Raw genomic sequence first — 24589 nt, forward strand, 5'->3', positions numbered from 1 at the left:
GAACTCAGAAGTGAAACGCCGTAGCGCCGATGGTAGTGTGGGGTCTCCCCATGCGAGAGTAGGACACTGCCAGGCATTAAATAAAGCCAAGAGGCCATCCGTAAGGATGGCCTTTTTGCTATGCGGAAAAGAAAAAAAGCGCCGCTAGGCTGCGCCTTTCAACCATTCCACGATGAAATCGGCAATACTTTCTGGATTATTGAGATCCAACAATCTGTTTTTTTCAGTGATCGATTGATCGCTGGCAACGGCGATAACAAACTCGTCCAGCATATCCTCTAGTGGCCGGCCTACCTCTTCACGATAGAGAATGATTTTACTGATGGGCTCGTGTTTGAACCCCTCGACTAAAATGACATCCACCTTGGTCGAATCAAAACGGCTGGCCAGATACTGAAGATCCAGCGGTGGCTGCTTTGGCGTTTCGGTCATTAATGCCCAACGACGATCGCTGGCGACCAACGTTTGGTCGGCACCGGCTTTGCGCAGTTCATAGCTGTCTTTGCCGGGGGTATCCACGTCCATATCATGGTGGGTATGTTTGATCAGCCCTACGCGGATTTGCCGCTGCTTTAATAAAGGAATTAATTGTTTAAGCAGCGTGGTTTTACCCGTACCGCTATAGGCGGCAATGGCCAACAGAGGGGGCTGAGGAGCGTTATTCATGGGCGATCCCTTTTTCCAACAGCCAACGTCGGCAGTCTTCTTGCGTATTAAGATTATGAAATGCCGTCGATTGCCCTACGAACGCTACCTGTTGCGCACCTGCTGCGTCCAGGAACAGCATCAACTTGCGTTCCCCACGGGCCAGGAAATCTCCTAACTGGGTAGCCAGACGGGTATGTAATAGCGCGAGCGTTGGGTGCGCCCGTTCCCCATCGCTGGCATAGGCGGCCATCGCATTTCCTTTTTGTTGCCAGAGCTGCTCGACCAGTGTGGTTGGAAAGTCAGGGACATCGCAGGGTACAAAGACGACCCACTCGGTCGTTGCGTATTTCAGCCCGGCCAGCATACCGGCGAGCGGGCCTGAAAAGTCAGGGGTCAGATCGCCGATTATCGGCAGGCCGCTTTCCCTATATTGCGCCTGATTGCGATTGGCGTTGATGGCTACCGGCCCGACCTGCGGCCGTAGCCGGGCAAGCACGTACTGATACAGCGGTATGCCGGCGACGGGAACCAGGCCTTTATCTTCCCCGCCCATACGTGTAGCGCGCCCTCCGGCCAGAATAATGCCGGTAATCTCTTCATGCATATTTCAAATTCCGCATTGTGGCTAACGTCATGATTGTAGCGCTAAAGCCGGTATGGCATCAGGATTTACCTTTATTGACAAGCTGCTTCTTTCACTGCGTGGGTAAGCCTGTTACTTTGTGTGTTTATTCATTCTATTGGACAATATTGCGATGAAAACGCACCGCGTAAACGAGCTGATTGAGCTGTTGCACCCGGCCTGGCAGGAAGATCCGGATCTCAATCTGATCCAGTTTTTACAAAAACTGGCCCAGGAAGCCGGTTGTCAGGGCAATCTGACCGAACTGAGTGATGATATCCTTATCTACCATTTGAAAATGCGCGGCAGCGCCGGCACTGAGCAGATCCCAGGCCTGAAAAAGGATTATGAGGAAGACTTCAAAACAGCATTGCTACGCGCCCGTGGTGTGATCAAGGATTAGCATTCGTGCGGTAGGGTGAACCCGTTACTCGTGTCGCCCGTCATTAATGCTACTATTTCTCATTCCCGGCACAGTGATGTCACCCAAACGAAACCGAATGTTGTTATGAACAACTCAGCTTTTAATTTTCAGACCCTGTCGCCCGATCTGATTATGGACGCCCTGGAAGGGGTTGGCCTGCGTGTAGACTCCGGGCTAACAGCGCTTAACAGTTATGAAAACCGCGTCTATCAGTTTATGGACGAGGATCGTAAGCGTTACGTGGTGAAGTTTTATCGTCCCGAACGTTGGAGCGCGGAGCAAATTGGCGAAGAACACCGGTTCTCCCATGATCTTGCTCTGGCGGAGATCCCCGCGGTTGCGCCATTAGTTCTGCAGGGCAATACGCTGCATACGCACAGCGGCTTCTTTTTTACTGTCTTTCCCAGCGTCGGCGGGCGGCAGTATGAGATCGACAACCTCGATCAGCTGGAGTGGGTTGGCCGTTTTCTGGGGCGCATTCATCAGGTGGGCAGTGAAAGCCTGTTTGTTGAGCGTCCAACGATGGGCATTGAGGAATACCTTACTGCGCCGCGTCAGGTTCTGGCTGGCTGTGAACTGTTGCCCAAGGCCCAGCGTGAAAGCTTCCTGAGGGCGACTGACACGCTGATTGAGGCGATAAAACAGCGTTGGCATCAGGACTGGCAGCCGCGGCGTTTGCACGGTGACTGTCATCCGGGCAATATCCTGTGGCGCGATGGCCCGCTGTTTGTTGATCTTGATGATGCGCGCAACGGACCGGCGATACAGGATCTGTGGATGCTGTTGCACGGTGAACGTCGCGATCGTTTGATGCAGTTAGATATTTTGTTGGAAGCGTACTCAGAATTTGCCGAGTTTGATCAAAGTGAGTTGGCGTTGATCGAGCCGCTGCGGGCCATGCGTATGGTGTACTACCTGGCATGGGTTGCCCGCCGCTGGCAAGACCCTGCGTTTCCTAAAAGTTTTCCGTGGATGGCGGAGTCTGATTTTTGGTTATCTCAGACGGCGGCATTCACCGAGCAGGTTAAGCTGTTGCAGGAGCCCCCTCTGCAGCTGATGCCAATGTATTGAAGCTTTAACACAATGGAGAGTTTAGTCTTATGAAGAAAATTTGGTTGGCACTCGTTGGCATGGTAATGGCATTCAGTGCCTCGGCTGCGCAGTTTAGCGATGGTACTCAGTACGTCACCCTGGACAAGCCAGTCACGGGTGAACCCCAGGTACTGGAGTTCTTTTCCTTCTATTGCCCGCACTGCTATCAATTCGAGCAGGTTTATCACGTTTCCGAAAATGTGAAAAAAGCACTGCCTGCAGGCACTAAAATGACCAAGTACCACGTTGAGTTCCTGGGGCCGTTGGGTAAACAACTGACTCAGGCATGGGCGGTTGCAATGGCACTGGGTGTGGAAGATAAAGTTAGCCCGTTGATGTTCGAAGCGGTGCAGAAAACCCAGACGGTGCAAACGCCGGATGATATCCGCAACGTGTTTGTGAAAGCCGGCGTGAGTGCGGCTGATTATGATGGGGCTCTGAACAGCTTCGTGGTGAAATCCTTGGTCGTTCAACAGGAGAAAGCCGCAGAAGATCTGCAACTGCGTGGCGTGCCGGCGGTATTTGTTAACGGCAAATACATGGTTAAAAACGATGGCCTGGACACCAGTTCGATGGATGCTTACGTGAAGCAATTTGCCGACGTGGTTAAATTCCTCAGCGAACAGAAGTAACCGAGATTCAAAGTAAAAAAGCCGGCTCGCCGGCTTTTTTTAACTTCTATTGCCGTTTCAACCTATCCAGCAATCTGTCTTTGTCCTGCCACAGCGTATTCAGCCAAAGCTGGAAACGTCGCTTAAACTGTTTGTCGTTAAAGTAATCCCCATGCATGGTTTCATCGATTGGCAGTAATTCGACTCTCACCACAATGCGTTTCAAGCGGCCGCACAACATATCCATAAAAGGCCGCTCAGTATTATCAGGGTAAAGCAGGGTGACGTTTAACACCTTATCGAACTGCTTACCTAATGCACTGAGTGTAAAAGCAATGCCGGCGGCTTTTGGGGCGAGTAAATTGCGATAGGGCGAGCGGGTTTTAATTTTCTTGGCTTCTGTAAAGCGCGAGCCCTCAACGAAATTGACGATAGTGGTCGGACGTTTACGAAATTTTTCGCAGGAACGGCGGGTGGTTTCGATATCGTTGCCGCGCTTTTCCGGGTGCTTGATCAAATAGGCGCGCGAATAGCGTTTCATGAATGGCATATCCAGCGCCCAACAGGCCAGGCCGACAAAAGGCACCCAGGCTAACTGTTGCTTAAGGAAGTACTTATTCATTGGAATATGGTTACGGAACAATACGCACAGCACCACAATATCCGACCAGCTTTCATGATTACTGATCAGCAGATACCAGTTTTTACGCTCCAGGCCCTCTAACCCTTCTATATCCCAGCGTAACTGACGATTAATGCGTAATAGCAGCGCGAGCCCCTGGCACCAGCACCACATCATCAAGTCGGCGAAGGCGGATATACGTCGCCATGCGGCAGGAAAGGGCAGCAGTAGCTTAATGATGCCGGCGATCGTGATTGGGATCGAACACAGTACGGTCACCAGAATGGCAAGCAGGGCAGAAAGTATAAAAATAACAGGGGATAACAATCTTGGCATGGTTATAGGCTGACGGTTGGTGAGAACAGCGTTACATGCCAGTATGCATGAACAAAAAATATTTTAACGGACATTATAGGGGGAAAGTGCCTGCTAACAGTAGCTGTTTTAGAGCGGAAGAAATTGGCATTTGCTGCGTTTTCGTGCAACTTTCTCATCTTGTGCTAGGGTAATTGAGGCGCCAAATTTGATTAATGGTGCGATTAAAATCGGGCGCAAGTTATATCCACAAATTGTGTAAAAGTCGATAGTCACCTTCAGTTAAAATAACACCATTTAACGCAGTGATTTCAATAGGAATTTTATTTCCCATTATAACGATAAACGCATCGTTATAATTTGTTGTCTTTTCTATGCACAAAGTTATCCACAGGCAGGATCTTGCGGATCGCTTTGCAGTATCACAGGATTTTCGTCCTTAATGCACGCTAAGGTTCGTCTCAGGCGGCCAGCTATGGCATGCTTACCGTCATGTCCGATCACGATAAAGAAACGCTATGGCCCAGATTGCAGAAAACCCATTAATCCTGGTTGACGGTTCCTCGTACCTCTACCGCGCTTATCACGCCTTCCCTCCGCTGACCAACTCCGCGGGTGAACCTACCGGGGCAATGTATGGCGTGCTGAATATGCTGCGCAGCCTGCTGCTGCAGTACCAGCCAAGCCATGTTGCGGTGGTGTTTGATGCCAAAGGAAAAACCTTCCGTGATGAGCTGTTCGCAGAATACAAATCGCACCGGCCACCGATGCCGGACGATCTGCGTGCGCAAATCGAGCCGTTGCACAAAATGGTCAAGGCCATGGGGTTGCCGCTGTTGGTCACGCCTGGCGTAGAGGCCGACGACGTAATAGGTACTTTGGCGCTGGAGGCTGAAAAAGCCGGTCATGCGGTGCTGATCAGTACCGGCGATAAAGATATGGCGCAGTTGGTCACACCGAACGTCACCCTGATCAACACCATGAACAACACTATCCTCGGTCCGCAGGAAGTGTGCGACAAGTACGGTATTCCGCCGGAGCTGATTATCGACTTCCTGGCGCTGATGGGCGACTCCTCGGATAACATCCCTGGCGTCCCCGGAGTGGGCGAGAAGACCGCTCAGGCGTTGTTACAGGGGCTTGGCGGGCTGGACGCGCTCTATGCCAACCTGGACAGCATCGCCACGCTCAGTTTCCGCGGCGCCAAGACCATGGCGGCCAAGCTGGAACAAAATAAAGAGGTGGCTTACCTCTCTTACAAGCTGGCGACCATCAAAACCGACGTCGAGCTGGAGCTTACCTGCGCCGATCTCGAAGTGTCTGCGCTGGACGTAGATGTGCTGCAGCAGTTGTTTAAACAATACGAATTTAAGCGTTGGCTGGCGGATGTTGAGGCCGGGATTTGGCTGGAAGGCAAAAAAGGCGCCGGGGTGAAAGCCGCCAGTGCGTCAAAACCGGCTGCTGCAGTCGCCGCGGCGGAAAAAGCGCCGAGTGAAGCGACGCTGTCGCAAGCAGGCTACGTCACCATTTTGGATGAAGACACTTTTGCGCAATGGCTGGAAAAGCTGAAAAAAGCCGAGGTGTTTGCGTTTGATACTGAAACCGACGGTTTGGATACCCTGACCGCTAACCTGATCGGCCTGTCATTTGCCATTGCACCGGGCGAAGCCGCTTATCTGCCGGTGGCGCATGACTACCTCGATGCACCGGCGCAGCTGGATCGCGATTATGTGCTAGCCACACTGAAGCCACTGCTGGAAGACGAGAAAGCGCTCAAGGTCGGGCAGAACCTGAAGTTCGATATGAGCCTGCTGGCGCGTTACGACATCACCCTGCGCGGTATCGCTTTCGACACCATGCTGGAATCTTATGTGCTGGACAGCGTAGGCGGTCGCCACGATATGGACAGCTTGTCCGATCGTTACCTCGGCCATAAAACAGTGACCTTCGAAGAGATTGCCGGCAAGGGCAAAAAGCAGCTCACCTTTAACCAGATTGCGCTGGAGCAGGCGGCGCCTTACGCCGCAGAAGATGCTGATGTTACCTTGCAATTGCATTTGGCGATGTGGCCGCAACTGAAGGAAAGCGCCGAACTGTTGACGGTATTCAATGAGATTGAAATGCCGTTGTTGCCGGTGTTGTCGCATATCGAGCGCACCGGGGTGCTGATTGACCAGAGTATTTTGGCCACGCATTCCATCGAGTTGACCAAGCGCTTGGCCGAGTTGGAAATTCAGGCCCATGAACTGGCGGAAGAGCCTTTTAATTTAGCGTCAACCAAACAGTTGCAGGCGATCCTGTACGAAAAACAAAAGCTGCCGGTGCTGAAGAAAACCCCGGGTGGCGCCCCCTCGACTAACGAAGAGGTGCTGGCCGAGCTGGCACTGGATTACCCGTTACCGAAGGTGATCCTGGAATACCGTGGGTTGGCGAAGCTGAAAACTACCTACACCGACAAGCTGCCGCTGATGATCAATCCGGTCAGCGGTCGGGTGCATACCTCTTATCATCAGGCGGTGACGGCTACAGGGCGTCTCTCTTCCAGCGATCCGAACCTGCAGAATATTCCGGTGCGTAACGACGAAGGGCGTCGTATTCGTCAGGCTTTTATTGCTCCTGAAGGTTACCGCATCGTTGCGGCCGACTATTCGCAAATTGAATTGCGTATCATGGCCCACCTGTCACAGGACGAAGGGTTGCTGAAAGCCTTTGCGGCCGGTGAAGATATCCACCGCGCCACTGCGGCCGAGGTATTTGGCCTGCCGCTTGATAAAGTGACCCACGAGCAGCGCCGCAGCGCCAAGGCGATTAACTTTGGCCTGATTTATGGCATGAGCGCGTTTGGTCTGGCTCGCCAATTAGGCATTCCGCGTGGTGAAGCGCAGCGCTACATGGATCTCTACTTCGAGCGTTATCCGGGCGTATTGGAATATATGGAGCGCACCCGCCAGCAGGCTGCCGGCCAAGGCTATGTGAGCACGCTGGACGGCCGTCGTCTGTATCTGCCGGATGTCAGCTCCAGTAACGGCATGCGCCGCAAGGCGGCCGAACGCGCGGCGATTAATGCCCCTATGCAGGGGACGGCCGCCGATATCATCAAACGTGCGATGATCGAAGTGGACGCCTGGCTACAAGCTCAGGAGAAACCGTTGGTGCGTATGATCATGCAGGTACACGATGAATTGGTGTTCGAGGTGCACGAGTCGGTGCTCGAAGCGTCAAACCAGCGCATTCGCGAACTGATGGAGAACAGCATGGCATTGGCCGTCCCGTTGAAAGTCGACGTGGGCGTGGGGGCCAACTGGGACGAAGCTCACTGATCATGCGGCCGCTCCCGGCCATATGCTTCGGAAATGGGCTAACTGGCGATAACCTAAGCAGTTTTTGTAATTAAGCTACAAGATGCGGCGATTGTTTCCCCAACCTCGCCGTTATTACGCGCTAAACTGTGTAAGTAAACTACAAAAAATTCTTTTGCACTGCGAAAAAATCATGTAGAGTTACTCGCGTAGGGTACAGAGGTAAGATGTTCTATCTTTCAGACCTTTTACTTCACGTAATCGGATTTGGCTGAATATTTAGCCGCCCCAGTCAGTATTGACTGGGGCGTTTTTTATTGTAAAAACAAAGCCAAACCATAGGTTTTTCTTATTTTACCCGCTATCTCTTTTCCTAAAGTGATCCCCCCGATATTGCTCGCTGACCTGACTTTCAACGCCAAATCGTCATAAGAATTTATGATGGTTTTCCGTCAAAACTGTAATTAGATAACGAAAATAACCTGGCATCGCGAATTCCGGGCGTAAAAAAGCCGATGTGTTTCCACATCGGCTATTGCGGCACCTGAGGCATTGTTATTCGCCGGCGGTGTCGTCATCTTCCGGCAGCACTTCCGGTGGGATCTCGTTAAACCAGGTGTTCAGTTTCTGGCTCAGCTTGTCGACGCCAATTTTTTTCGGGGAAGAGAAGGCTTCAACCTGAATATCGCCCATAAACGGCACTACCGCTTCACGCACCATATTAAGCTGCGCTTTACGTGCGCCGGATGCCAGTTTATCCGCTTTGGTCAGCAGAACCAGAACCGGCGTGCCAACATCGACAGCCCACTGGATCATCTGTTGGTCGAGATCTTTCAACGGATGGCGGATATCCATCAGCACCACCAGGCCTTTCAGGCAGTTGCGCATTTGCAGGTATTCACCCAGCGCACGCTGCCATTTGCGTTTCATCTCTTCAGGAACTTCGGCGTAGCCATAACCCGGCAGGTCGACCAGGCGAATGCCTTCTTCCACTTCAAACAGGTTGATGAGCTGGGTACGGCCCGGCGTTTTACTGGTACGCGCCAGGCTTTTCTGGTTGGTCAGGGTATTTAACGCGCTGGACTTACCGGCATTAGAACGGCCGGCGAACGCAACTTCAATACCTTCATCCCCCGGCAGATGGCGAATATCGGGCGCACTGGTGACGAAATGGGTCACATGATAATTGTAATTCTTGCTGGTCAAAATTTTTCGTCTCCGTGAGGATGGCTAACTGGTTGGCGATTATAACTGCATCAGCGGTAAAAATGGTGTGTTTCTCTGTTTTTAAGCGCCCGGCCAGCAGGGCATGGCAGTCAGCGCGGGTTGGGCTTGTGAGACATTTGCCATTCGAATAGGGGGTAATGTCGCTTTTATTCGAAAGACGCTTTTATTCTTTTTATTATAAAACAAAAAGTTAATTCTCCGATGTGGGCTTTCATCAGCCAATTACGTGCCAGGTACCTTGAGCCTAACCGCCGATAGCGTAAAGTGGCTTGCAGCACAGGGTTGTGCAGGATTAAGGAACATCCGGGAAGGGTGATAAATCTCAAGGAGAGCACGGGACGTGCTAATGAGTGCCGGGATGAATAACAGAAGGAATTGATCTATTTGCATTTGAATGTGCAAATAGCACAGGGATGGTGAAGTGACTGCAACGGGGATGCACGCAGGAAGCGAGCTCAGGAAGAGTGGATGCGAACGGATTGCGCCATGGATGATTTTCCCTTCAGGATGAAGGAAGTAGTGCGGCAGGGAATGCGGTTATAGCAAAAGGAAAAACCGGGACGTTGAGTGTACGCATGGAATGCGTAGCAGAAATATCCTTCGAAAGAGGGTGCAAAAAGGCGGCAGGTTTAACCTGCCGCCTTTTTTCTTTGTTCGCTTTCTGCTAGATTCCGCCGCAATCGTATAGCATCTATCTCTATACTGAATCTACATACCTAAGAGCATACGCTATGAACCAGCCATCAAAAGCACCTCGCGCCCCACGCAGCAGCGCGGCGACGTCGAAAACCAAAAAGAAAAGCCGTGTGGAGCTCGATCAGGAAGCCCGTGAGCGCAAGCGTTTGAAGAAGCGCCGTGGCCTTGCTTCCGGTTCCCGCACCCAGGTTGAGTCAGCCAATCAAAAAAACAAGGCCGGCGCTCAGACCAAAGATCCGCGCATTGGCAGTAAAGTGCCGGTATCGCTGGTGGTTGAAGCCAAGCCAAAAGCCAAACCGCAGCCTAAACCTAAGGCCGAAGTCAAACCACGTCTGTCGCCGGAAGAAGAGTTGGCGAAGCTGGAAAATGACGAGCGTCTGGACGCCCTGCTGGATCGTATTGACGACGGCGAGACACTGAGCGCAGAAGATCAGGCTTATGTTGATCAGACTCTGGATCGTATCGATGCCCTGATGGAACAACTGGGTATTGAGTTGGGCGACGACGAAGATGACGAAGAAGAAGAGAAAAAGGAAGACATCCTGAAACTGCTGAAAGGCGGTAACCCGAAAGACGTAATTTAACGCGTCATGTGGCTGATCCTGACAATAGCCCTACTCTTGATGTGTTATCTGCTGTGGTTATTCGGTAAACTATGGCGGCTGTCTAAACGCAAAACGCGTTTTCGCAGCGCTTCCGCGGCCAGACAGCGTAGACAACTGCCCATTTCCCGGCCCGGTAGGAAAAAATATCGGAAGGAGTGAGCATGTCAGAGCAGGCAATTGTCTGGGATCTGGCCCTGATCCAGAAATATAACTATTCAGGGCCGCGTTACACCTCATACCCCACAGCGCTGGAGTTCAACCAGAGCTATGACGAAGCGGCGTTTCAACGCGCCGCTGCGCGCTATCCTGAGCGCCCGCTGTCGCTGTACGTGCATATCCCTTTCTGCCACAAGCTCTGCTATTTCTGTGGCTGCAACAAGCTGGTGACGCGCCAAACGCACAAGGCCGATGAATATCTGGCGGTATTGGCGCAGGAGATCGCCCAGCGCGCTCCTTTGTTTGCCGGGCGTAAGGTCGGCCAGATGCACTGGGGCGGCGGTACACCAACCTATCTGAGCAAGACGCAAATCAGTAAGCTGGTGGCGATGTTGCGCCAACACTTTGATTTTCTTCCTGATGCCGAAATGTCGATCGAAGTCGATCCGCGTGAAATTGAGCTGGATGTGCTTGATCATTTACGCAGCGAAGGTTTCAATCGCCTGAGCATGGGAGTACAGGACTTCAATAAAGAGGTGCAGCGGCTGGTGAATCGTGAGCAGGATGAAGCCTTTATCTTCGCCTTGATTGCCCGCGCCAAAGCGTTAGGCTTCAACTCCACCAATATAGACCTGATCTACGGGTTGCCAAAACAGACGCCGGAGAGCTTTGCTTACACCCTGCAGCGGGTAGCGGAGTTAAGCCCGGATCGCCTGAGCGTATTTAACTACGCTCATATGCCAAACCTGTTTGCCGCTCAACGCAAAATCAAAGATGCGGATTTACCGAGCGCGCAGCAGAAACTGGATATCCTGCAGCAAACCATCGCTTCCCTGACCGAATCGGGTTATCAGTTTATCGGCATGGATCACTTTGCCCGACCGGAAGATGAACTGGCAGTGGCGCAGCGCGAAGGAAAACTTCACCGCAACTTCCAGGGGTACACCACCCAGGGCGACAGTGATTTACTGGGGCTGGGCGTGTCCGCCATCAGCATGCTGGGGGACAGCTATGCGCAGAACCAGAAAGAGCTGAAGGTTTATTACAACAGCGTTGAAGCGCAAGGTCATGCACTGTGGCGCGGCCTGGCGATGACCGAAGACGACTGCTTGCGGCGTGAGGTGATCAAAACGTTGATCTGCAATTTCAAACTGGACTATCTGGCCATAGAACACCAGTTCGGCATCAACTTTGCCGATTATTTTGCCGAGGATTTGCAATTGTTGGCGCCGTTTGAACGCGATGGGCTGGTGGAGCGTGACGAGCAGGGCATTCAGGTTACGCCGCGTGGCCGGTTGCTGATCCGCAATATTTGCATGTGCTTTGATATCTACCTGCGCCAACAGGCGCGCACTCAGCAATTCTCGCGGGTTATTTGATGAGTAAAACAACGGCCGCTTTAGCGGCCGTTGTTTCAACTGAAGAAATTAATCAGTGCAGCGCACAGTACCGCAGCAACGGCTGCCTGCGGCGTGTGGCTGGCGGCAGAACCCAGTTCTGCGCCTTGAGAAATGAATGCGATTAACGAATCCAGCATGGAAGCCTCCAGGGTGTGCGCCCCGATCATACTGCGGCCCCACCGGCTGTAAAGCCTGAAATAGCCGATTTTTTGTGCGCTTGATTGTATTTTCTATAATCAACGCCGCAAACTATTCCATTCCCAACTCTTTCAACTTACGCGTTAACGTATTGCGACCCCAGCCCAGCAACCGGGCCGCTTCCTGCTTATGCCCTTGAGTGTGGCGCAGTGCCGTGGTGAGCAGCGTGCGTTCCATTTCCGGTTGCGCTTCCGACAGCAGGTTTTGATGACCGGAACGCAGTGCACGGTCGGCCCATTGCGCCAACAGCGTGGCCCAACTGTCCGGCAGGCTATGTCCGGGGGTTTCTGGTGCAGAGGTTTCAAACAGCTCACTCGGCAGATCCTGAATCAGCACTTCCTGCCCGGCGGCCATCACGGTTAACCAGCGGCAAGTGTTCTCCAACTGGCGCACGTTACCTGGCCATGGCAGGCGAGTCAGCGCGGTTTCGGTTTCCGGATGCAGGTTCTTTGCCTCTACGCCCAGCTCTTTTGCTGCCACCTGCAGGAAGTAACGTGCCAGACGTGGGATATCCTCACGGCGTTCACGCAGCGGCGGAAGGTGCACGCGGATCACGTTCAGGCGATGGAACAAATCCTCACGGAATTTGCCTTCCTGTACCCGCAGTTCCAGGTTCTGGTGGGTTGCGGCGATGATGCGCACGTCCACCTTCACCGGAGCGTAACCGCCGACCCGATAGAATTGGCCATCTGCCAGCACCCGCAGCAAGCGGGTTTGCACATCCAGCGGCATATCGCCGATTTCATCCAGGAACAAGGTCCCGCCGTCGGCCTGCTCAAAGCGGCCCTGACGGATCTGATTGGCGCCGGTAAAGGCTCCCTTTTCGTGACCGAACAGTTCGGATTCGATCAGGTCTTTGGGGATTGCCGCCATGTTCAGCGCGATAAAAGGTGATTTGGCGCGTGGGCTGTGGCGATGCAGAGCATGGGCCACCAGTTCTTTACCGGTGCCCGATTCGCCGTTGATCAAAACGCTGATCGACGAACGCGACAGGCGGCCGATGATGCGGAACACGTCCTGCATCGCCGGGGCTTCACCGATAATATCCGCCACCGGATCGTTGGCAGGCTGGCTGCGCGCCGGTTGCTGCTGTTCCTGATAATGGCTGATGGCGCGTTCTACCAGCGCCACGGCCTCATCGATATCAAAGGGTTTTGGCAGGTAGTCGAACGCCCCTTGCTGGTAAGCGCTGACGGCGGCGTCCAGGTCTGAATGCGCCGTCATTATGATGACCGGAAGCATTGGGTGACGCTGTTTGATCTGCTTGAGTAACGCAAGACCATCCATACCCGGCATGCGGATGTCGGACAGCAACACGTCAGGAGTTTGCGTGGCCAGGGCTTCGAGTACCGCATTGCCACTGTCGAAGGTCACGCAGCTCACACCGGCTCCAGTGAGCGCGCGTTCAAGCACCCAGCGGATGGAGCTATCGTCATCGACGATCCAGACTATCCCTCGTTGCATAGAAAACCTCACTGGCGAATAGGCAGGTAAACCGAGAATTCGGTATGTCCTGGCCAACTGTTAAATTCAATTTTTCCGCAATGCTGATCGATAAGATTACGGGCGATGGATAACCCCAGGCCGGTTCCGCCTTCGCGGCCGCTGACCATCGGGTAAAACAGCGTGTCCTGCAACTGCGCCGGCACGCCGGGGCCGTCATCTTCTACATCGATACGTGCCGCTAACCGGTAGCGGGTGCCGTGCAGGGTTATCTGGAAGGCGGTACGGGTGCGCAGCGTGATGGTGCCGCCCGCCTCTCCCAGCGCCTGCAGCGCATTACGGGTAATGTTAAGCAGCACCTGTTCAATTTGGTCCGGGTCGTGTGCCATCTCCGGCAGGCTCGGGTCGTAGTCCCGCACCAGCGTCACGTTATCCGGCTTTTCCAGCGACACCAACTGGCAGACTCGTTCCGCCACCTGATGAATGCTTTGGGTAATGTGCTGGCCTGGCCGCTGCGGGCCGAGCAGGCGATCGACCAGGTTACGCAGGCGGTCGGCCTGTTCAATGATCACCTTGGTGTATTCGGTCAGCGAGGGATCGGGCAGCGCCTTGGCCAGCAGTTGTGCCGCACCGCGCAACCCACCGAGCGGGTTTTTAATTTCATGCGCCAGGCCACGAACCAGATCGCGAGCCGCAACCTGTTGGGCATGCTGCAGCTGTTCCTGGCTCAGGCGGCGTTGGTTATCCATAGGCGCCAGCTCGATCAGGATATAACCTTCAGGCAGCGCCTGGGCGGTCAGGGAGAGGATATGCGCGCGCCCGTCAACCACCAGGGTCACTTCGTTATCGGTAAAGCCCTGGCCGGTGCGCAGGCTCTCACGCATCAGATCGACGTTCAGTGAGAAATAGCCGAGCAAATCAGGCAACGGTGTACCGAAAAGTTTACGGGAACTTTGCGCCAGCAGTTGTTGTGCTGCCGGATTGGCGTAATGAACCGCCAGATCATCATCCAACAGCAGGATGCTGTTGATGAGAGAATTGAGGATCTGCCCAGCATCGGGCAGCTTGCCAGTTGCCATACAGCAGACTCCTGCACCTTTTTAGTGCATCTATCCTACTCCATCCGTTATGCGCGCGGTATGGAATAGTTTTGCAGAAAATACGGTGGAGAAAAAAACCCATCCGAAGATGGGCTGAAAGTTTCCACGGCAACAAAAAAAGACAACTAAATCTGGGCGCCGTCCGCAGACGGCGCGGTAAAACTTAAACGCTGTAGTACAGTTCGAATTCAACCGGGTGTGGCGTCATGCGAACGCGGTCCATTTCTTCTTTACGCAGGTCGATGTAAGCATCGATCGCGTCGTCGGTGAAGACGCCGCCACGGGTCAGGAACTCGCGGTCTTCGCTCAGTGCTGCCAGCGCTTCATCCAGAGAGCCTGCAACTTTTGGAATTTCAGCTTCTTCTTCCGGTGGCAGGTCATACAGGTTTTTGTCCATGGCATCGCCAGGGTGGATTTTGTTAATCACACCGTCCAGGCCTGCCATCAGCAGTGCCGCGAAGCACAGGTACGGGTTAGCCGCTGGATCCGGGAAACGGGCTTCGATACGGCGCGCTTTCGGGCTGGCTACCACTGGGATACGGATGGAAGCAGAACGGTTACGGGCTGAGTAAGCCAGCATGACCGGTGCTTCGTAGCCTGGGACCAGACGCTTGTAAGAGTTGGTGGTCGGGTTGGCCAGGGCGTTGATCGCTTTAGCGTGCTTGATGATACCGCCAATGTAGAACAGGGCAGTTTCAGACAGGCCGCCGTATTTGTCGCCGGCGAACAGGTTAGTCCCATTCTTGGACAGCGACATGTGGCAGTGCATGCCGGAACCGTTATCGCCGAACATAGGCTTCGGCATGAAGGTCGCGGTTTTGCCAAATGCGTGAGCCACGTTGTGAACCACGTATTTGTAGATTTGGATTTCGTCGGCTTTCTTGGTCATGGTGTTGAAGCGGGTAGCCACTTCGTTCTGACCTGCGGTTGCCACTTCATGGTGGTGCGCTTCAACAACCAGGCCCATTTCTTCCATGGTCAGACACATGGTAGAACGGATGTCCTGTGAAGAATCGACCGGAGGAACCGGGAAGTAACCGCCTTTGACTGCCGGACGGTGGCCTTTGTTGCCGCCATCGTATTGGGTGCCGGAGTTCCATGCGCCTTCGATATCGTCGATAGCCACGTGGGAACCACGGATGCTGCTGCCGAAACGAATATCGTCAAACAGGAAGAATTCTGGCTCTGGCCCGAACAGCACGGTGTCCGCGATGCCGGAAGAGCGCAAGAAATCTTCTGCACGCTTGGAGATGGAGCGTGGGTCACGGTCGTAGCCCTGCATGGTGCCTGGCTCGAGGATGTCGCAGCGAATAATCAGGGTGGATTCTTCGAAGAACGGATCCAATACCGCAGTGCTGGCGTCTGGCATCAGCACCATGTCAGATTCGTTGATGCCTTTCCAACCGCCGATCGAGGAACCGTCAAACATTTTACCTTCTTCGAAGAAGTCGGCATTTACCTGATGAGCAGGGATGGTGACGTGTTGTTCTTTACCCTTGGTGTCAGTGAAACGCAGGTCTACGAATTTCACTTCATGCTCATTCAGCATCGTCAAAACGTGTTCAGCGGACATACTTAACTCTCCCGGATTTTATCATTGTCGTCGTCGTGGAACGAATCTGTGAAACTGGCTTTTTTTGCCTTAAAAAGACTAAAGCGAAAACTGTGCCAACTTTGCTAAAGCGCTTTAATGGCCTTTCTGTGCGGGTTTTGCACAGAATCAGTATGCACCATCAGTGATGCATTGCACTTAAATGGTGCAATTAAGGTGAGGTGGGGCACTGTAATGGTGCAAAAGTGCACCAGATGCTGCTTTTTGCACCGTGAAAGGGATCACATACTGACCTGTACACAGTTGTTTATAAGAGACTGTTGTGATCTTGTTTAGTCCCTCGCTTAATACGTGTACAATAGCGCGCTATTTCTAATGCCTGAGGCAAAGCTGTGATCGAAAATTTGCGTAACATCGCCATTATTGCCCACGTTGACCATGGTAAGACCACCCTGGTTGATAAGCTGCTGCAACAATCCGGTACTTTCGGAGAGCGTGTAGAAGCCACCGAACGCGTAATGGACTCCAACGATTTGGAGAAAGAGCGTGGGATTACCATCCTCGCAAAAAACACCGCCATTAATTGGAAAGACTACCGCATCAACATCGTGGATACCCCAGGACACGCCGACTTCGGCGGCGAGGTTGAGCGTGTGATGTCTATGGTTGACTCGGTGCTGCTGGTTGTGGATGCAATGGATGGCCCAATGCCGCAAACCCGCTTCGTGACCAAAAAAGCCTTCGCTAATGGTCTGAAGCCGATCGTGGTAATCAACAAGGTTGACCGTCCTGGCGCACGTCCTGATTGGGTTGTTGATCAGGTCTTCGACCTGTTCGTTAACCTTGATGCGACCGACGAGCAGCTCGACTTCCCAATCATCTATGCTTCCGCATTGATGGGGATCGCGGGTACTGACCACAACGATATGGCGGCAGACATGACCCCGCTGTATCAAGCGATCGTAGACCACGTGTCTGCACCGCAGGTTGAGCTTGAAGCACCTTTCCAGATGCAGATCTCTCAGCTGGACTACAACAACTACGTTGGCGTTATCGGCATCGGCCGTATCAAGCGTGGTAAGGTCAAGCCAAACCAGCAGATCACTATCATCGATAGCGAAGGCAAAACCCGTAACGGTAAAGTCGCTAAGGTTCTGACCCACATGGGTCTGGAGCGTATCGAAGCGCCTGTCGCTGAAGCTGGCGACATCATCGCGATCACCGGTCTGGGCGAGCTGAACATCTCTGATACCATCTGTGATGTGAATGCGGTTGAAGCGCTGCCGGCACTGTCTGTTGATGAACCGACCGTAACCATGTACTTCAACGTCAACACCTCTCCGTTCTGTGGTAAAGAAGGCAAGTACGTGACTTCACGTCAGATCCTCGACCGTCTGAACAAAGAGCTGGTGCACAACGTGGCACTGCGTGTTGAAGAAACTGAAGATGCTGATGCCTTCCGCGTATCTGGCCGTGGTGAACTTCACCTGTCGGTTCTGATCGAAAACATGCGTCGCGAAGGTTTCGAGCTGGCGGTTTCCCGTCCTAAAGTTATCAACCGTAAAATCGATGGCCGCATGCAAGAGCCATTCGAAAACGTGACGCTGGATATCGAAGAACAGCACCAGGGTTCAGTCATGCAAGCCATGGGTGAGCGCAAAGGTGACGTTAAGGACATGATCCCAGACGGCAAAGGTCGTATTCGCCTGGATTACCTGATCCCTGCACGTGGCCTGATCGGCTTCCGTACCGAGTTCATGACCATGACCTCCGGTACCGGCCTGCTGTACTCCACCTTCAGCCACTACGATGACGTGCGCCAGGGTGAAATCGGCCAACGTCAGAACGGCGTGCTGATCTCCAACGGTCAGGGTAAAGCGGTAGCCTTCGCCCTGTTCGGTCTGCAAGATCGCGGCAAGCTGTTCCTGGGTCACGGTGCGGAAGTGTATGAAGGCCAGATCATCGGTATTCACTCACGTTCCAACGACCTGACCGTGAACTGCCTGACCGGTAAGAAACTGACCAACATGCGTGCTTCCGGTACTGACGAAGCCACGACTCTGGTTCCGGCTATCAAGATGTCCCTGGAGCAAGCTCTGGAATTCATCGATGATGACGAACTGGTAGAAGTTACGCCAACGTCCGTACGTATTCGTAAACGTCACCTGACTGAAAACGATCGTAAACGTGCAAGCCGCGGTCCTAAAGAAGCTTAATCGCTGATTTAGTCTGCAACACTTAGGGCGCGCCAGCGCCCTGAGTTTTTTCCTCTGTCTTTTCCCATTTCTGCCGCGTGCTATACGCTTTTCCATCCGCTCTCTATTCAGCCCCTGCTTTTCCCGCTACAGTAAAATCTCACCGGCCCATCAGGAGAGGACTATGCTGTATATCTTTGATTTAGGTAATGTGATCGTCGATATCGATTTCAAACGTGTACTGGGTGTATGGAGCAGTTTGAGCGGTACGCCCTTGGCGGTCTTGTCCGAACGTTTCACTATGGGCGAGTTGTTCCAACAGCACGAGCGCGGTGAAATCAACGATGAAGATTTTGCCGAGCAACTAAGTGAAGAGATGGGCATCGCCCTCAGTTTCGAGCAGTTCGCTACCGGTTGGCAGGCGGTGTTTGTCGCCCTGCGACCTGAAGTGATCGACATCATGAACCGTCTGCGCAGCGAAGGTCACCGGGTGGTGGTGTTATCGAACACCAACCGTCTGCACTGCAACTATTGGCCGCAGCACTACCCGCAAGTGGCAGAAGCCGCCGATCATCTGTATTTGTCTCAGGATCTCGGCATGCGCAAACCGGACGCCAACATCTACCTGCATGTACTGGACGCAGAAAATACTTCGCCGAATGACGCGGTATTCTTTGACGATCATCCGGATAACGTCGCCGCCGCACAGGCGCTGGGAATAAAAACGGTGCACGTGACCGACCGCGATGTGGTGCCGGCTTATTTTGCCCAATGACCGCAAAGGGTTAAGCTTAAGGCGTACAAACTGACATCAAGGAGTGGCCATGTCGTTTTTCCGCCGCAAGAAGCTGCCTTCTTCGATCAAACCCAGCGTCACCTTTTTGCGACTGCTGATCAAACGGGTCGACAGCGATGGCCTGACCATGTTGGCGGGCCACCTGGCCTATGTTTCTCTGCTGTCGCTGGTCCCTCTGGTGACCGTGGTGTTCGCGTTGTTTGCCGCGTTTCCGATGTTCTCCGATATCAGCGTTCAACTGAAAAGCTTTATCTTTTCCAATTTCATGCCGGCGGCCGGCAACGTAATCCAAAGTTATCTGGAGCAGTTTGTCGCCAACTCCAACAAGATGACCGCCGTCGGGACCTGCGGGCTGATTGTCACCGCGCTGTTGCTGATATCGTCGGTGGACAGCGTGCTCAACACCATCTGGCGCAGCAAAAATCAGCGCCCGATCGTGTTCTCGTTTGCGGTGTACTGGATGGTGCTGACCCTGGGGCCGCTGTTGGTGGGCGCCAGCATGGCGATCAGTTCCTATCTGCTGTCGCTTAACTGGCTGGCGCAGACCGGCGTCAACAGCCTGGTGGATCAGGTGCTGCGTATTTTCCCGCTGCTCCTGTCGTGGATATCGTTCTGGTTGCTGTATTGCATCGTGCCGACGGTACGGGTGCCGCCAAAGGATGCGCTGATTGGTGCGCTGGTGGCCGGGCTGCTGTTTGAACTGGGCAAAAAAGGTTTCGCGCTGTACGTCACCATGTTCCCGTCTTATCAACTGATATACGGCGTGTTGGCCGTGATCCCCATTTTATTCCTTTGGGTCTACTGGAGCTGGTGTATCGTGTTACTCGGCGCGGAAATCACGGTCACCATCGGAGAATACCGCGACTACCGACAGCAAAAGGCACAACAGCAGGATCAACCATCAGAAGGGCAGTCATGATTGCGTTAATTCAACGGGTATTAAATGCCAGCGTCACGGTGGAAGGCCGGACGGTAGGCAACATAGGCCCCGGTTTGTTAGTGTTATTGGGCGTGGAGCAGGACGATAACGAGCAGAAAGCCGTGCGCCTGTGTGAGCGCGTGCTGGGGTATCGCATCTTTGGCGATGAGAACGACAAGATGAATCTCAATGTCCAACAGGCCGGGGGCAGCCTGCTGGTGGTTTCGCAGTTCACGCTGGTGGCCGACACGCAAAAGGGCATGCGTCCGAGCTTCTCACGTGGCGCGGTACCGCAGGAGGCCGATCGGTTATACCAATATTTTGTTGGCCAGTGTCGCGAACGCGGCATAGAAACCCAAACCGGTGAGTTTGCGGCCGACATGAAAGTCGCGCTAGTGAATGACGGGCCGGTGACGTTTTGGCTTCAAGTCTAAGAATTTTGAGAGAGAAGGCGTCTATGTATCACCTACGAGTACCGGTAACAGAACAAGAACTGAAGGATTATTACCAGTTCCGCTGGGAAATGCTGCGCAGGCCGTTGCACCAGCCGGTGGGGTCGGAAAAGGATGCCTACGACGCCATGGCACATCACCAAATGGTGGTGGACGAGAGCGGAAAAATTGTCGCCATTGGGCGGCTGTATATCAATGCCGATAACGAAGCGGCGATTCGTTTTCTGGCGGTCGACCCGACGGTGCAGGATAAAGGCCTGGGTACGCTGGTGGCCATGACGCTGGAATCCGTGGCCCGCCAGGAAGGCGTGAAGCGCGTTGTCTGTAGCGCCCGTGAGGACGCGGTGGATTTCTTTGCCAAACTCGGTTTCGTGAATCAGGGCGAGATCACCGCGCCGCAAACCACACCGATTCGCCATTTCCTGATGATCAAACCGGTGGCGACGTTGGACGATATCCTGCATCGCCCCGACTGGTGCGGCCAATTGCAGCAGGCCTGGTACGATCATATCCCGCTTAGCGAGAAAATGGGGGTGCGCATCAGCCAATATACCGGCCAGCGTTTTGTCACCACCATGCCGGAAAGCGGCAATCAAAACCCGCACCATACGCTGTTTGCCGGCAGCCTGTTTTCTCTGGCGACGCTGACTGCCTGGGGGTTGATCTGGCTGTTGCTGCGTGAACGTCATCTGGGTGGCACCATTATTCTGGCGGATGCCCATATCCGTTACAGCAAACCCATCACTGGCCGACCGCGAGCGGTGGCGGACCTCAGTTCATTAAGTGGCGATCTGGCCCGTTTGGCACGCGGCCGCCGCGCTCGTGTGCAGGCGGAAGTTCATCTGTTTGGTGACGACGACAAAGGTGCGGTGTTTGAAGGCACTTATATGGTGTTGCCGGCCGAGCCGGAAGTGCCCCTGGACCAGGGCGGTTGCGAAGCGATAGACAGTTGAGACCGAGGCCCTCTCTGTGGGGAGAGGGCCAATGCGCAATTAAGGCAGTTGTTGGTCGACCGTCTGGCCATCACCGGCGGTGGCCTGTAGCCGGCCCTGTAATGAAGCCTTGAATGGCCCATCGCTGTTCAATAAACCTTTCAACTGCAATTGCAGGTTACCGTCACCCTCCAGGGGAACCGGTTGCCATCCCCATTGCTGCAGGGTGTTCACCGGCACCGAACGACCGTTCAGCGACAGTGTAAAAGGTTTGCCCGGCAACTGCTCGACGGTAGCTTTGGCGTCCAACAATCCCTTCGGCATAAAGGCACTGAGCTCGGTAACGTTGATCTGCCCGTCATTGGCGTTTAGCGCCAGCGATGGACGGCGAACGTCAATCTTGTTGAAGGTGGCTTCACTGCCGTTCAAATTCAGCGAGCCGGACCAGATCCCCCACTGGTGGTCACGCGCCAGCAGCAGGTTGCTGCCGTAGCCGTCCAGAGCGGTGATCTGGAACGGGAAGGTCGGGTTGATATCGATGATCAGGTTACGGTTGGTAGTCAGTTTGTTGACGTACACTTCCGACAGCCAGTGTGGCAGCGGTCGCAACCACAATGCACGCCAGTCTATGGGTAAGGTGTACTCCAGCGCGGCGACGGCCACTTCATCCAATTGCAGGCGATTGTTGGTGCGCAGCCAACTGCCGGAGGTGCGTAACAGCCCACCTTCCCAGCGGGTGGTGAACTGCTGAATGGCGATACCGGCCGGTGAGAGCCGCATATTCATGATCGGGTCAATCAGATGGAAACCGCCGTTGATCAGGTCGCTGGCGTTGAAGTTCAGCGAACCGTCCTCGCTGCTCCAGTCACCCTGTTTGAAGGTGACATTTTGCAGCGACAGGTCGAGATCGTTGAATGCCCATTCCTTGCCTTCCAGCCGCGCATCGATCAGATCGAAACGTTTGAGCGTGACGGGCGGCAGGGCAGTAAAACGCTGCCAGAACTGCTCCAGCGTCAAGGGTGTCTGCAGGCGCACGCCACTCAACCGCAGACGCTCTACCTGCCAACTGCCGTCGGCGGTGCGAGTGGCAACGCCGGTCAAATCACCCTGCGCCAGATCGGCGCCGAAATTGCTGAGCAGCAACTGGTTTTGTTTCAGTTCGCCTTGTACCAGCACCTGAGAGGCAGGAATGCCGTTGAGCGTCATCGAGCCGGCGCTGAACTGGAACTGATTGTTATCGCCTAAGGGATGGCCGGTTTTGGGTTGCCATGGCGTAATGCCGGCATTGACCTGTTGTGCATTGAGCTGCCAGGTTTCATCGTTGGATTGCAGCGCCATATTGCTCAGTTGCAGCACATCGGCCTGTATCGGCAATGCAGCGTTTTGTTGTTGCAGGTTTAGCGTGCCATCGCGCAGCGTGACGCTATGAAAATAGCGCGGTTCGGTAATCTGGCGCAGGCTGAGGCCGAGATCCAGCCGTTTGGCGACCAGCGCCTGCGGCTGGTTTTTTTTTGCCAGTTGGACGTCTTCCAGGCTGATTTGCCCCGGTTGGCTCCATGAGTGCGAAATTTCCGCCACCGACAGGCGGTAGTCGCTGTGATCGCTGACCCACCGGCTGACCCAGCCCGCAGCCCAACGGGTTTGCCCGATGACGTACAACAGCGCGATGGCAAGCACTACCAGCAGCAGCAACGTCAGCAACAGTTTTCCGATAAATTTCATCGTCTACATCCGCGTCGGTCAAAAAAGATACCCTGTTTATGCCGCAATTGGCCGGGCATCTCAAGTGCAATGGTCTGATAGGCAATAAAAAACGGCCGCAAGCGGCCGTTTGTGACAGGAAGCGCGACGGATTATGGCTTCTCGTGTTCGTGCGGGAACACCAGGTTCAGCACGATGGCGGTGATCCCCCCGGCAGCAATGCCTGAGGAGAGCAGGGTTTTCAGCCAGTCCGGCGCGAACTGCAGGATCAGTGGTTGCTGGGAAACGCCCATACCCACCGCCAGCGACAGCGCCATGATCATGATCGCGCGGCGGTTCAGCCGTTCGCGTGACACGATGCGCACGCCGGATGCGGCGATAGTGCCGAACATCACCAGGGTGGCTCCGCCCAATACCGGCTCAGGAATGTGCTGTACGAAGCCGGCCACCGCCGGGAACAGCCCCAGCGCGATCAGCATCAGTGCCACCACGAAACCGACGTAACGACTGGCGACGCCGGTCAGTTGGATCACCCCGTTGTTCTGACCGAAGCAGGAATTGGGGAAGGTATTGAACACCGCCGACAGCATCGAGTTCAGGCCGTTGGCAAGCACGCCGCCCTTCAGGCGTTTCATATACAGCGGGCCGCTGACCGGTTGTTCCGACACGTCGGAAGTCGCGGTGATATCTCCGATGGTTTCCAGTGAGGTGACCATAAAGATCAGCATCAGCGGTAACAGCAGGTTCCAGTCAAAGCCCAGGCCGTAATACAGCGGCGTCGGGATGATGACCGTCGCCATCTCGGGCGTCGGCTGGCTTTCCGGCAGCATGTCCATGGCCCAGGCCAAGAGATAACCGACCGCCATGGCGATCACCAGTGAGGCCACGCGCAGGTAAGGGTTGCGCTGACGGTTAAGCAAAATAATGACCAATAATACTGCACCGGCCAGCAGCAGATTTTTCGGGGCGCCGAAGCTGCCACCGTTCATCGCGGCATAGCCGCCGCCGATGGAGGTCAGTCCGACCTGGATCAGCGACAAACCGATAATCATCACCACAATGCCGGAAACCAGCGGGGTGATGATGCGTCGCGCCAGATGCAGCACGCGTGACAGCAGGATCTCGGTGCAGGAGGCGACCATCAGCGTACCAAACAGCGCAGCCATCATGGTGGGAACGTCAGCGCCGCCGTTTTTCAGCGCCAGCCCACCCATAATCAGCGGCGAAACAAAGTTAAAGCTGGTGCCCTGAATCGACAGCAAGCCAGAACCGACGGGCCCCCAGGTTTTGATTTGCAGAATAGAGGCCAGGCCGGAAGCGAACAGCGACATACTGATAATGTGCTGAGTATCCTGTGCCGGCAGACCGAGCGCCTGACAGATCAACAGAGCCGGGGTGATCACCGCAACAAACATCGCCAACAGGTGCTGGCCGGCGGCAAACAACGTTTGCGGCAGCGGCGGGCGATCTTCCAGGCGATAAATCAGTTCACTGTTGCGGGGAGTGGCAGATGCTTTTTGCACCGCATCGAGCTCGGCGGATGGCATGGTCATGGTGTGGCATTTCCAGAAACGGCAAAGCAGG

General features: G+C 54.3%; 22 protein-coding genes and 1 rRNA gene. 13 read left to right on the top strand and 10 right to left on the bottom strand.

All coding sequences use genetic code 11. The annotated features are described in order from the left end of the window. Positions 1 to 75 (top strand): 5S ribosomal RNA (gene rrf / locus ACGS9J_RS25975); the annotation flags it as partial. Between the two features lie 69 nt (positions 76 to 144). Here the strand turns inward: rrf and mobB are convergent. Both mobB and mobA read right to left on the bottom strand, forming a co-directional pair. Continuing rightward, positions 145 to 666, bottom strand: coding sequence for a molybdopterin-guanine dinucleotide biosynthesis protein MobB (gene mobB / locus ACGS9J_RS25980; protein WP_442233485.1), 522 nt, complete (start codon positions 664 to 666; stop codon positions 145 to 147). Next, positions 659 to 1252 carry a molybdenum cofactor guanylyltransferase MobA gene (mobA, locus tag ACGS9J_RS25985; protein WP_442233486.1) on the bottom strand — a complete coding sequence of 198 codons (594 nt, stop codon included), beginning with the start codon at positions 1250 to 1252 and terminating at the stop codon, positions 659 to 661. The genes mobB and mobA overlap by 8 nt, the downstream gene beginning before the upstream one ends. A gap of 151 nt (positions 1253 to 1403) precedes the next feature. Here mobA and ACGS9J_RS25990 point away from each other — a divergent pair, with 151 nt between their 5' ends. From ACGS9J_RS25990 to dsbA, 3 genes are all read left to right on the top strand, one after another. Continuing rightward, positions 1404 to 1673, top strand: a complete 270-nt coding sequence (locus ACGS9J_RS25990; RefSeq protein WP_442233487.1) for a YihD family protein — start codon at positions 1404 to 1406, stop codon at positions 1671 to 1673. Positions 1674 to 1778: 105 nt separating this feature from the next. Beyond that, on the top strand, positions 1779 to 2765 hold the full coding sequence (locus ACGS9J_RS25995) for a serine/threonine protein kinase (RefSeq protein WP_442233488.1): 987 nt from the start codon (positions 1779 to 1781) through the stop codon (positions 2763 to 2765). A 29-nt stretch (positions 2766 to 2794) separates the two neighbouring features. After that, positions 2795 to 3418 carry a thiol:disulfide interchange protein DsbA gene (gene dsbA, locus ACGS9J_RS26000; RefSeq protein WP_020837681.1) on the top strand — a complete coding sequence of 208 codons (624 nt, stop codon included), beginning with the start codon at positions 2795 to 2797 and terminating at the stop codon, positions 3416 to 3418. A gap of 46 nt (positions 3419 to 3464) precedes the next feature. Here dsbA and ACGS9J_RS26005 read toward each other — a convergent pair whose 3' ends face one another. Further along, the gene (locus ACGS9J_RS26005; RefSeq protein WP_442233489.1) at positions 3465 to 4355 is read right to left on the bottom strand and encodes an acyltransferase; all 891 of its coding nucleotides are present in this window, start codon (positions 4353 to 4355) and stop codon (positions 3465 to 3467) included. Positions 4356 to 4852: 497 nt separating this feature from the next. On the opposite strand from ACGS9J_RS26005, the gene polA reads away from it, so the two are divergent. Together polA and ACGS9J_RS26015 are read left to right on the top strand one after the other, a co-directional pair. Next, positions 4853 to 7654 (top strand): DNA polymerase I, encoded by a 2802-nt coding sequence (gene polA / locus ACGS9J_RS26010; RefSeq protein WP_442233490.1) that lies wholly within the window; start codon positions 4853 to 4855, stop codon positions 7652 to 7654. 206 nt (positions 7655 to 7860) lie between these two features. After that, positions 7861 to 7908, top strand: coding sequence for a spot 42 RNA, inhibition of DNA synthesis (locus ACGS9J_RS26015; protein ID WP_071892919.1), 48 nt, complete (start codon positions 7861 to 7863; stop codon positions 7906 to 7908). Positions 7909 to 8188: 280 nt separating this feature from the next. Here ACGS9J_RS26015 and yihA read toward each other — a convergent pair whose 3' ends face one another. Then, positions 8189 to 8839, bottom strand: coding sequence for a ribosome biogenesis GTP-binding protein YihA/YsxC (gene yihA / locus ACGS9J_RS26020; protein ID WP_209640203.1), 651 nt, complete (start codon positions 8837 to 8839; stop codon positions 8189 to 8191). Between the two features lie 752 nt (positions 8840 to 9591). Here yihA and yihI point away from each other — a divergent pair. Together yihI and hemN are read left to right on the top strand one after the other, a co-directional pair. Then, entirely contained in the window at positions 9592 to 10140 is a 549-nt protein-coding gene (gene yihI, locus ACGS9J_RS26025; protein WP_442233491.1) for a Der GTPase-activating protein YihI, read from the top strand. 182 nt (positions 10141 to 10322) lie between these two features. Beyond that, positions 10323 to 11696, top strand: coding sequence for an oxygen-independent coproporphyrinogen III oxidase (gene hemN, locus ACGS9J_RS26030; protein WP_442233492.1), 1374 nt, complete (start codon positions 10323 to 10325; stop codon positions 11694 to 11696). 35 nt (positions 11697 to 11731) lie between these two features. On the opposite strand, the gene ACGS9J_RS26035 is transcribed toward hemN, so the two are convergent. The 4 genes from ACGS9J_RS26035 to glnA all read right to left on the bottom strand — a co-directional run bounded on the left by ACGS9J_RS26035 (position 11732) and on the right by glnA (position 16031). Further along, positions 11732 to 11854, bottom strand: a complete 123-nt coding sequence (locus ACGS9J_RS26035) for a YshB family small membrane protein (RefSeq protein ID WP_139285489.1) — start codon at positions 11852 to 11854, stop codon at positions 11732 to 11734. Positions 11855 to 11966: 112 nt separating this feature from the next. Then, positions 11967 to 13379, bottom strand: a complete 1413-nt coding sequence (gene glnG, locus ACGS9J_RS26040; RefSeq protein ID WP_044554871.1) for a nitrogen regulation protein NR(I) — start codon at positions 13377 to 13379, stop codon at positions 11967 to 11969. Positions 13380 to 13387: 8 nt separating this feature from the next. Then, positions 13388 to 14437 (bottom strand): nitrogen regulation protein NR(II), encoded by a 1050-nt coding sequence (glnL, locus tag ACGS9J_RS26045; RefSeq protein WP_442233493.1) that lies wholly within the window; start codon positions 14435 to 14437, stop codon positions 13388 to 13390. 184 nt (positions 14438 to 14621) lie between these two features. Continuing rightward, complete coding sequence (gene glnA, locus ACGS9J_RS26050; RefSeq protein WP_020837667.1) at positions 14622 to 16031, bottom strand: glutamate--ammonia ligase; 1410 nt, start codon at positions 16029 to 16031, stop codon at positions 14622 to 14624. A 371-nt stretch (positions 16032 to 16402) separates the two neighbouring features. Here glnA and typA point away from each other — a divergent pair, with 371 nt between their 5' ends. The 5 genes from typA to fabY all read left to right on the top strand — a co-directional run bounded on the left by typA (position 16403) and on the right by fabY (position 21325). Next, a complete protein-coding gene (typA, locus tag ACGS9J_RS26055; RefSeq protein ID WP_442233494.1) occupies positions 16403 to 18226 on the top strand; it encodes a ribosome-dependent GTPase TypA in 1824 nt (607 codons plus the stop codon). Between the two features lie 163 nt (positions 18227 to 18389). After that, a complete protein-coding gene (gene yihX, locus ACGS9J_RS26060) occupies positions 18390 to 18980 on the top strand; it encodes a glucose-1-phosphatase (RefSeq protein WP_442233495.1) in 591 nt (196 codons plus the stop codon). A gap of 49 nt (positions 18981 to 19029) precedes the next feature. Then, positions 19030 to 19920, top strand: a complete 891-nt coding sequence (locus ACGS9J_RS26065) for a virulence factor BrkB family protein (protein WP_442233496.1) — start codon at positions 19030 to 19032, stop codon at positions 19918 to 19920. Further along, positions 19917 to 20354: a D-aminoacyl-tRNA deacylase gene (gene dtd, locus ACGS9J_RS26070; RefSeq protein ID WP_442233497.1), complete on the top strand. Its 438-nt coding sequence runs from the start codon at positions 19917 to 19919 to the stop codon at positions 20352 to 20354. The genes ACGS9J_RS26065 and dtd overlap by 4 nt, the downstream gene beginning before the upstream one ends. 23 nt (positions 20355 to 20377) lie before the next feature. Then, on the top strand, positions 20378 to 21325 hold the full coding sequence (fabY, locus tag ACGS9J_RS26075; RefSeq protein WP_442233498.1) for a fatty acid biosynthesis protein FabY: 948 nt from the start codon (positions 20378 to 20380) through the stop codon (positions 21323 to 21325). Positions 21326 to 21364: 39 nt separating this feature from the next. Here fabY and ACGS9J_RS26080 read toward each other — a convergent pair whose 3' ends face one another. Continuing rightward, positions 21365 to 23026 (bottom strand): AsmA family protein, encoded by a 1662-nt coding sequence (locus tag ACGS9J_RS26080; protein ID WP_442233499.1) that lies wholly within the window; start codon positions 23024 to 23026, stop codon positions 21365 to 21367. A gap of 131 nt (positions 23027 to 23157) precedes the next feature. After that, on the bottom strand, positions 23158 to 24558 hold the full coding sequence (locus ACGS9J_RS26085; protein WP_442233500.1) for a nucleobase:cation symporter-2 family protein: 1401 nt from the start codon (positions 24556 to 24558) through the stop codon (positions 23158 to 23160). Positions 24559 to 24589: the final 31 nt, after the last annotated feature.

The sequence above is a fragment of the Serratia quinivorans genome (assembly GCF_052113645.1).
Classification (GTDB): domain Bacteria; phylum Pseudomonadota; class Gammaproteobacteria; order Enterobacterales; family Enterobacteriaceae; genus Serratia; species Serratia quinivorans_B.

What these genes read in the sequence shown, in the direction of transcription:
- ACGS9J_RS26080 (WP_442233499.1), bottom strand. Translation starts at nt 23,026, where the DNA reads ATGAAATTTATCGGAAAACTGTTGCTGACGTTGCTGCTGCTGGTAGTG.
- glnL (WP_442233493.1), bottom strand. Translation starts at nt 14,437, where the DNA reads ATGGCAACTGGCAAGCTGCCCGATGCTGGGCAGATCCTCAATTCTCTC.
- yihX (WP_442233495.1), top strand. Translation starts at nt 18,390, where the DNA reads ATGCTGTATATCTTTGATTTAGGTAATGTGATCGTCGATATCGATTTC.
- ACGS9J_RS26085 (WP_442233500.1), bottom strand. Translation starts at nt 24,558, where the DNA reads ATGACCATGCCATCCGCCGAGCTCGATGCGGTGCAAAAAGCATCTGCC.
- ACGS9J_RS25990 (WP_442233487.1), top strand. Translation starts at nt 1,404, where the DNA reads ATGAAAACGCACCGCGTAAACGAGCTGATTGAGCTGTTGCACCCGGCC.
- ACGS9J_RS26035 (WP_139285489.1), bottom strand. Translation starts at nt 11,854, where the DNA reads ATGCTGGATTCGTTAATCGCATTCATTTCTCAAGGCGCAGAACTGGGT.
- fabY (WP_442233498.1), top strand. Translation starts at nt 20,378, where the DNA reads ATGTATCACCTACGAGTACCGGTAACAGAACAAGAACTGAAGGATTAT.
- dsbA (WP_020837681.1), top strand. Translation starts at nt 2,795, where the DNA reads ATGAAGAAAATTTGGTTGGCACTCGTTGGCATGGTAATGGCATTCAGT.
- glnG (WP_044554871.1), bottom strand. Translation starts at nt 13,379, where the DNA reads ATGCAACGAGGGATAGTCTGGATCGTCGATGACGATAGCTCCATCCGC.
- ACGS9J_RS26065 (WP_442233496.1), top strand. Translation starts at nt 19,030, where the DNA reads ATGTCGTTTTTCCGCCGCAAGAAGCTGCCTTCTTCGATCAAACCCAGC.
- ACGS9J_RS26005 (WP_442233489.1), bottom strand. Translation starts at nt 4,355, where the DNA reads ATGCCAAGATTGTTATCCCCTGTTATTTTTATACTTTCTGCCCTGCTT.
- mobB (WP_442233485.1), bottom strand. Translation starts at nt 666, where the DNA reads ATGAATAACGCTCCTCAGCCCCCTCTGTTGGCCATTGCCGCCTATAGC.
- mobA (WP_442233486.1), bottom strand. Translation starts at nt 1,252, where the DNA reads ATGCATGAAGAGATTACCGGCATTATTCTGGCCGGAGGGCGCGCTACA.
- yihI (WP_442233491.1), top strand. Translation starts at nt 9,592, where the DNA reads ATGAACCAGCCATCAAAAGCACCTCGCGCCCCACGCAGCAGCGCGGCG.
- ACGS9J_RS25995 (WP_442233488.1), top strand. Translation starts at nt 1,779, where the DNA reads ATGAACAACTCAGCTTTTAATTTTCAGACCCTGTCGCCCGATCTGATT.
- dtd (WP_442233497.1), top strand. Translation starts at nt 19,917, where the DNA reads ATGATTGCGTTAATTCAACGGGTATTAAATGCCAGCGTCACGGTGGAA.
- polA (WP_442233490.1), top strand. Translation starts at nt 4,853, where the DNA reads ATGGCCCAGATTGCAGAAAACCCATTAATCCTGGTTGACGGTTCCTCG.
- hemN (WP_442233492.1), top strand. Translation starts at nt 10,323, where the DNA reads ATGTCAGAGCAGGCAATTGTCTGGGATCTGGCCCTGATCCAGAAATAT.
- glnA (WP_020837667.1), bottom strand. Translation starts at nt 16,031, where the DNA reads ATGTCCGCTGAACACGTTTTGACGATGCTGAATGAGCATGAAGTGAAA.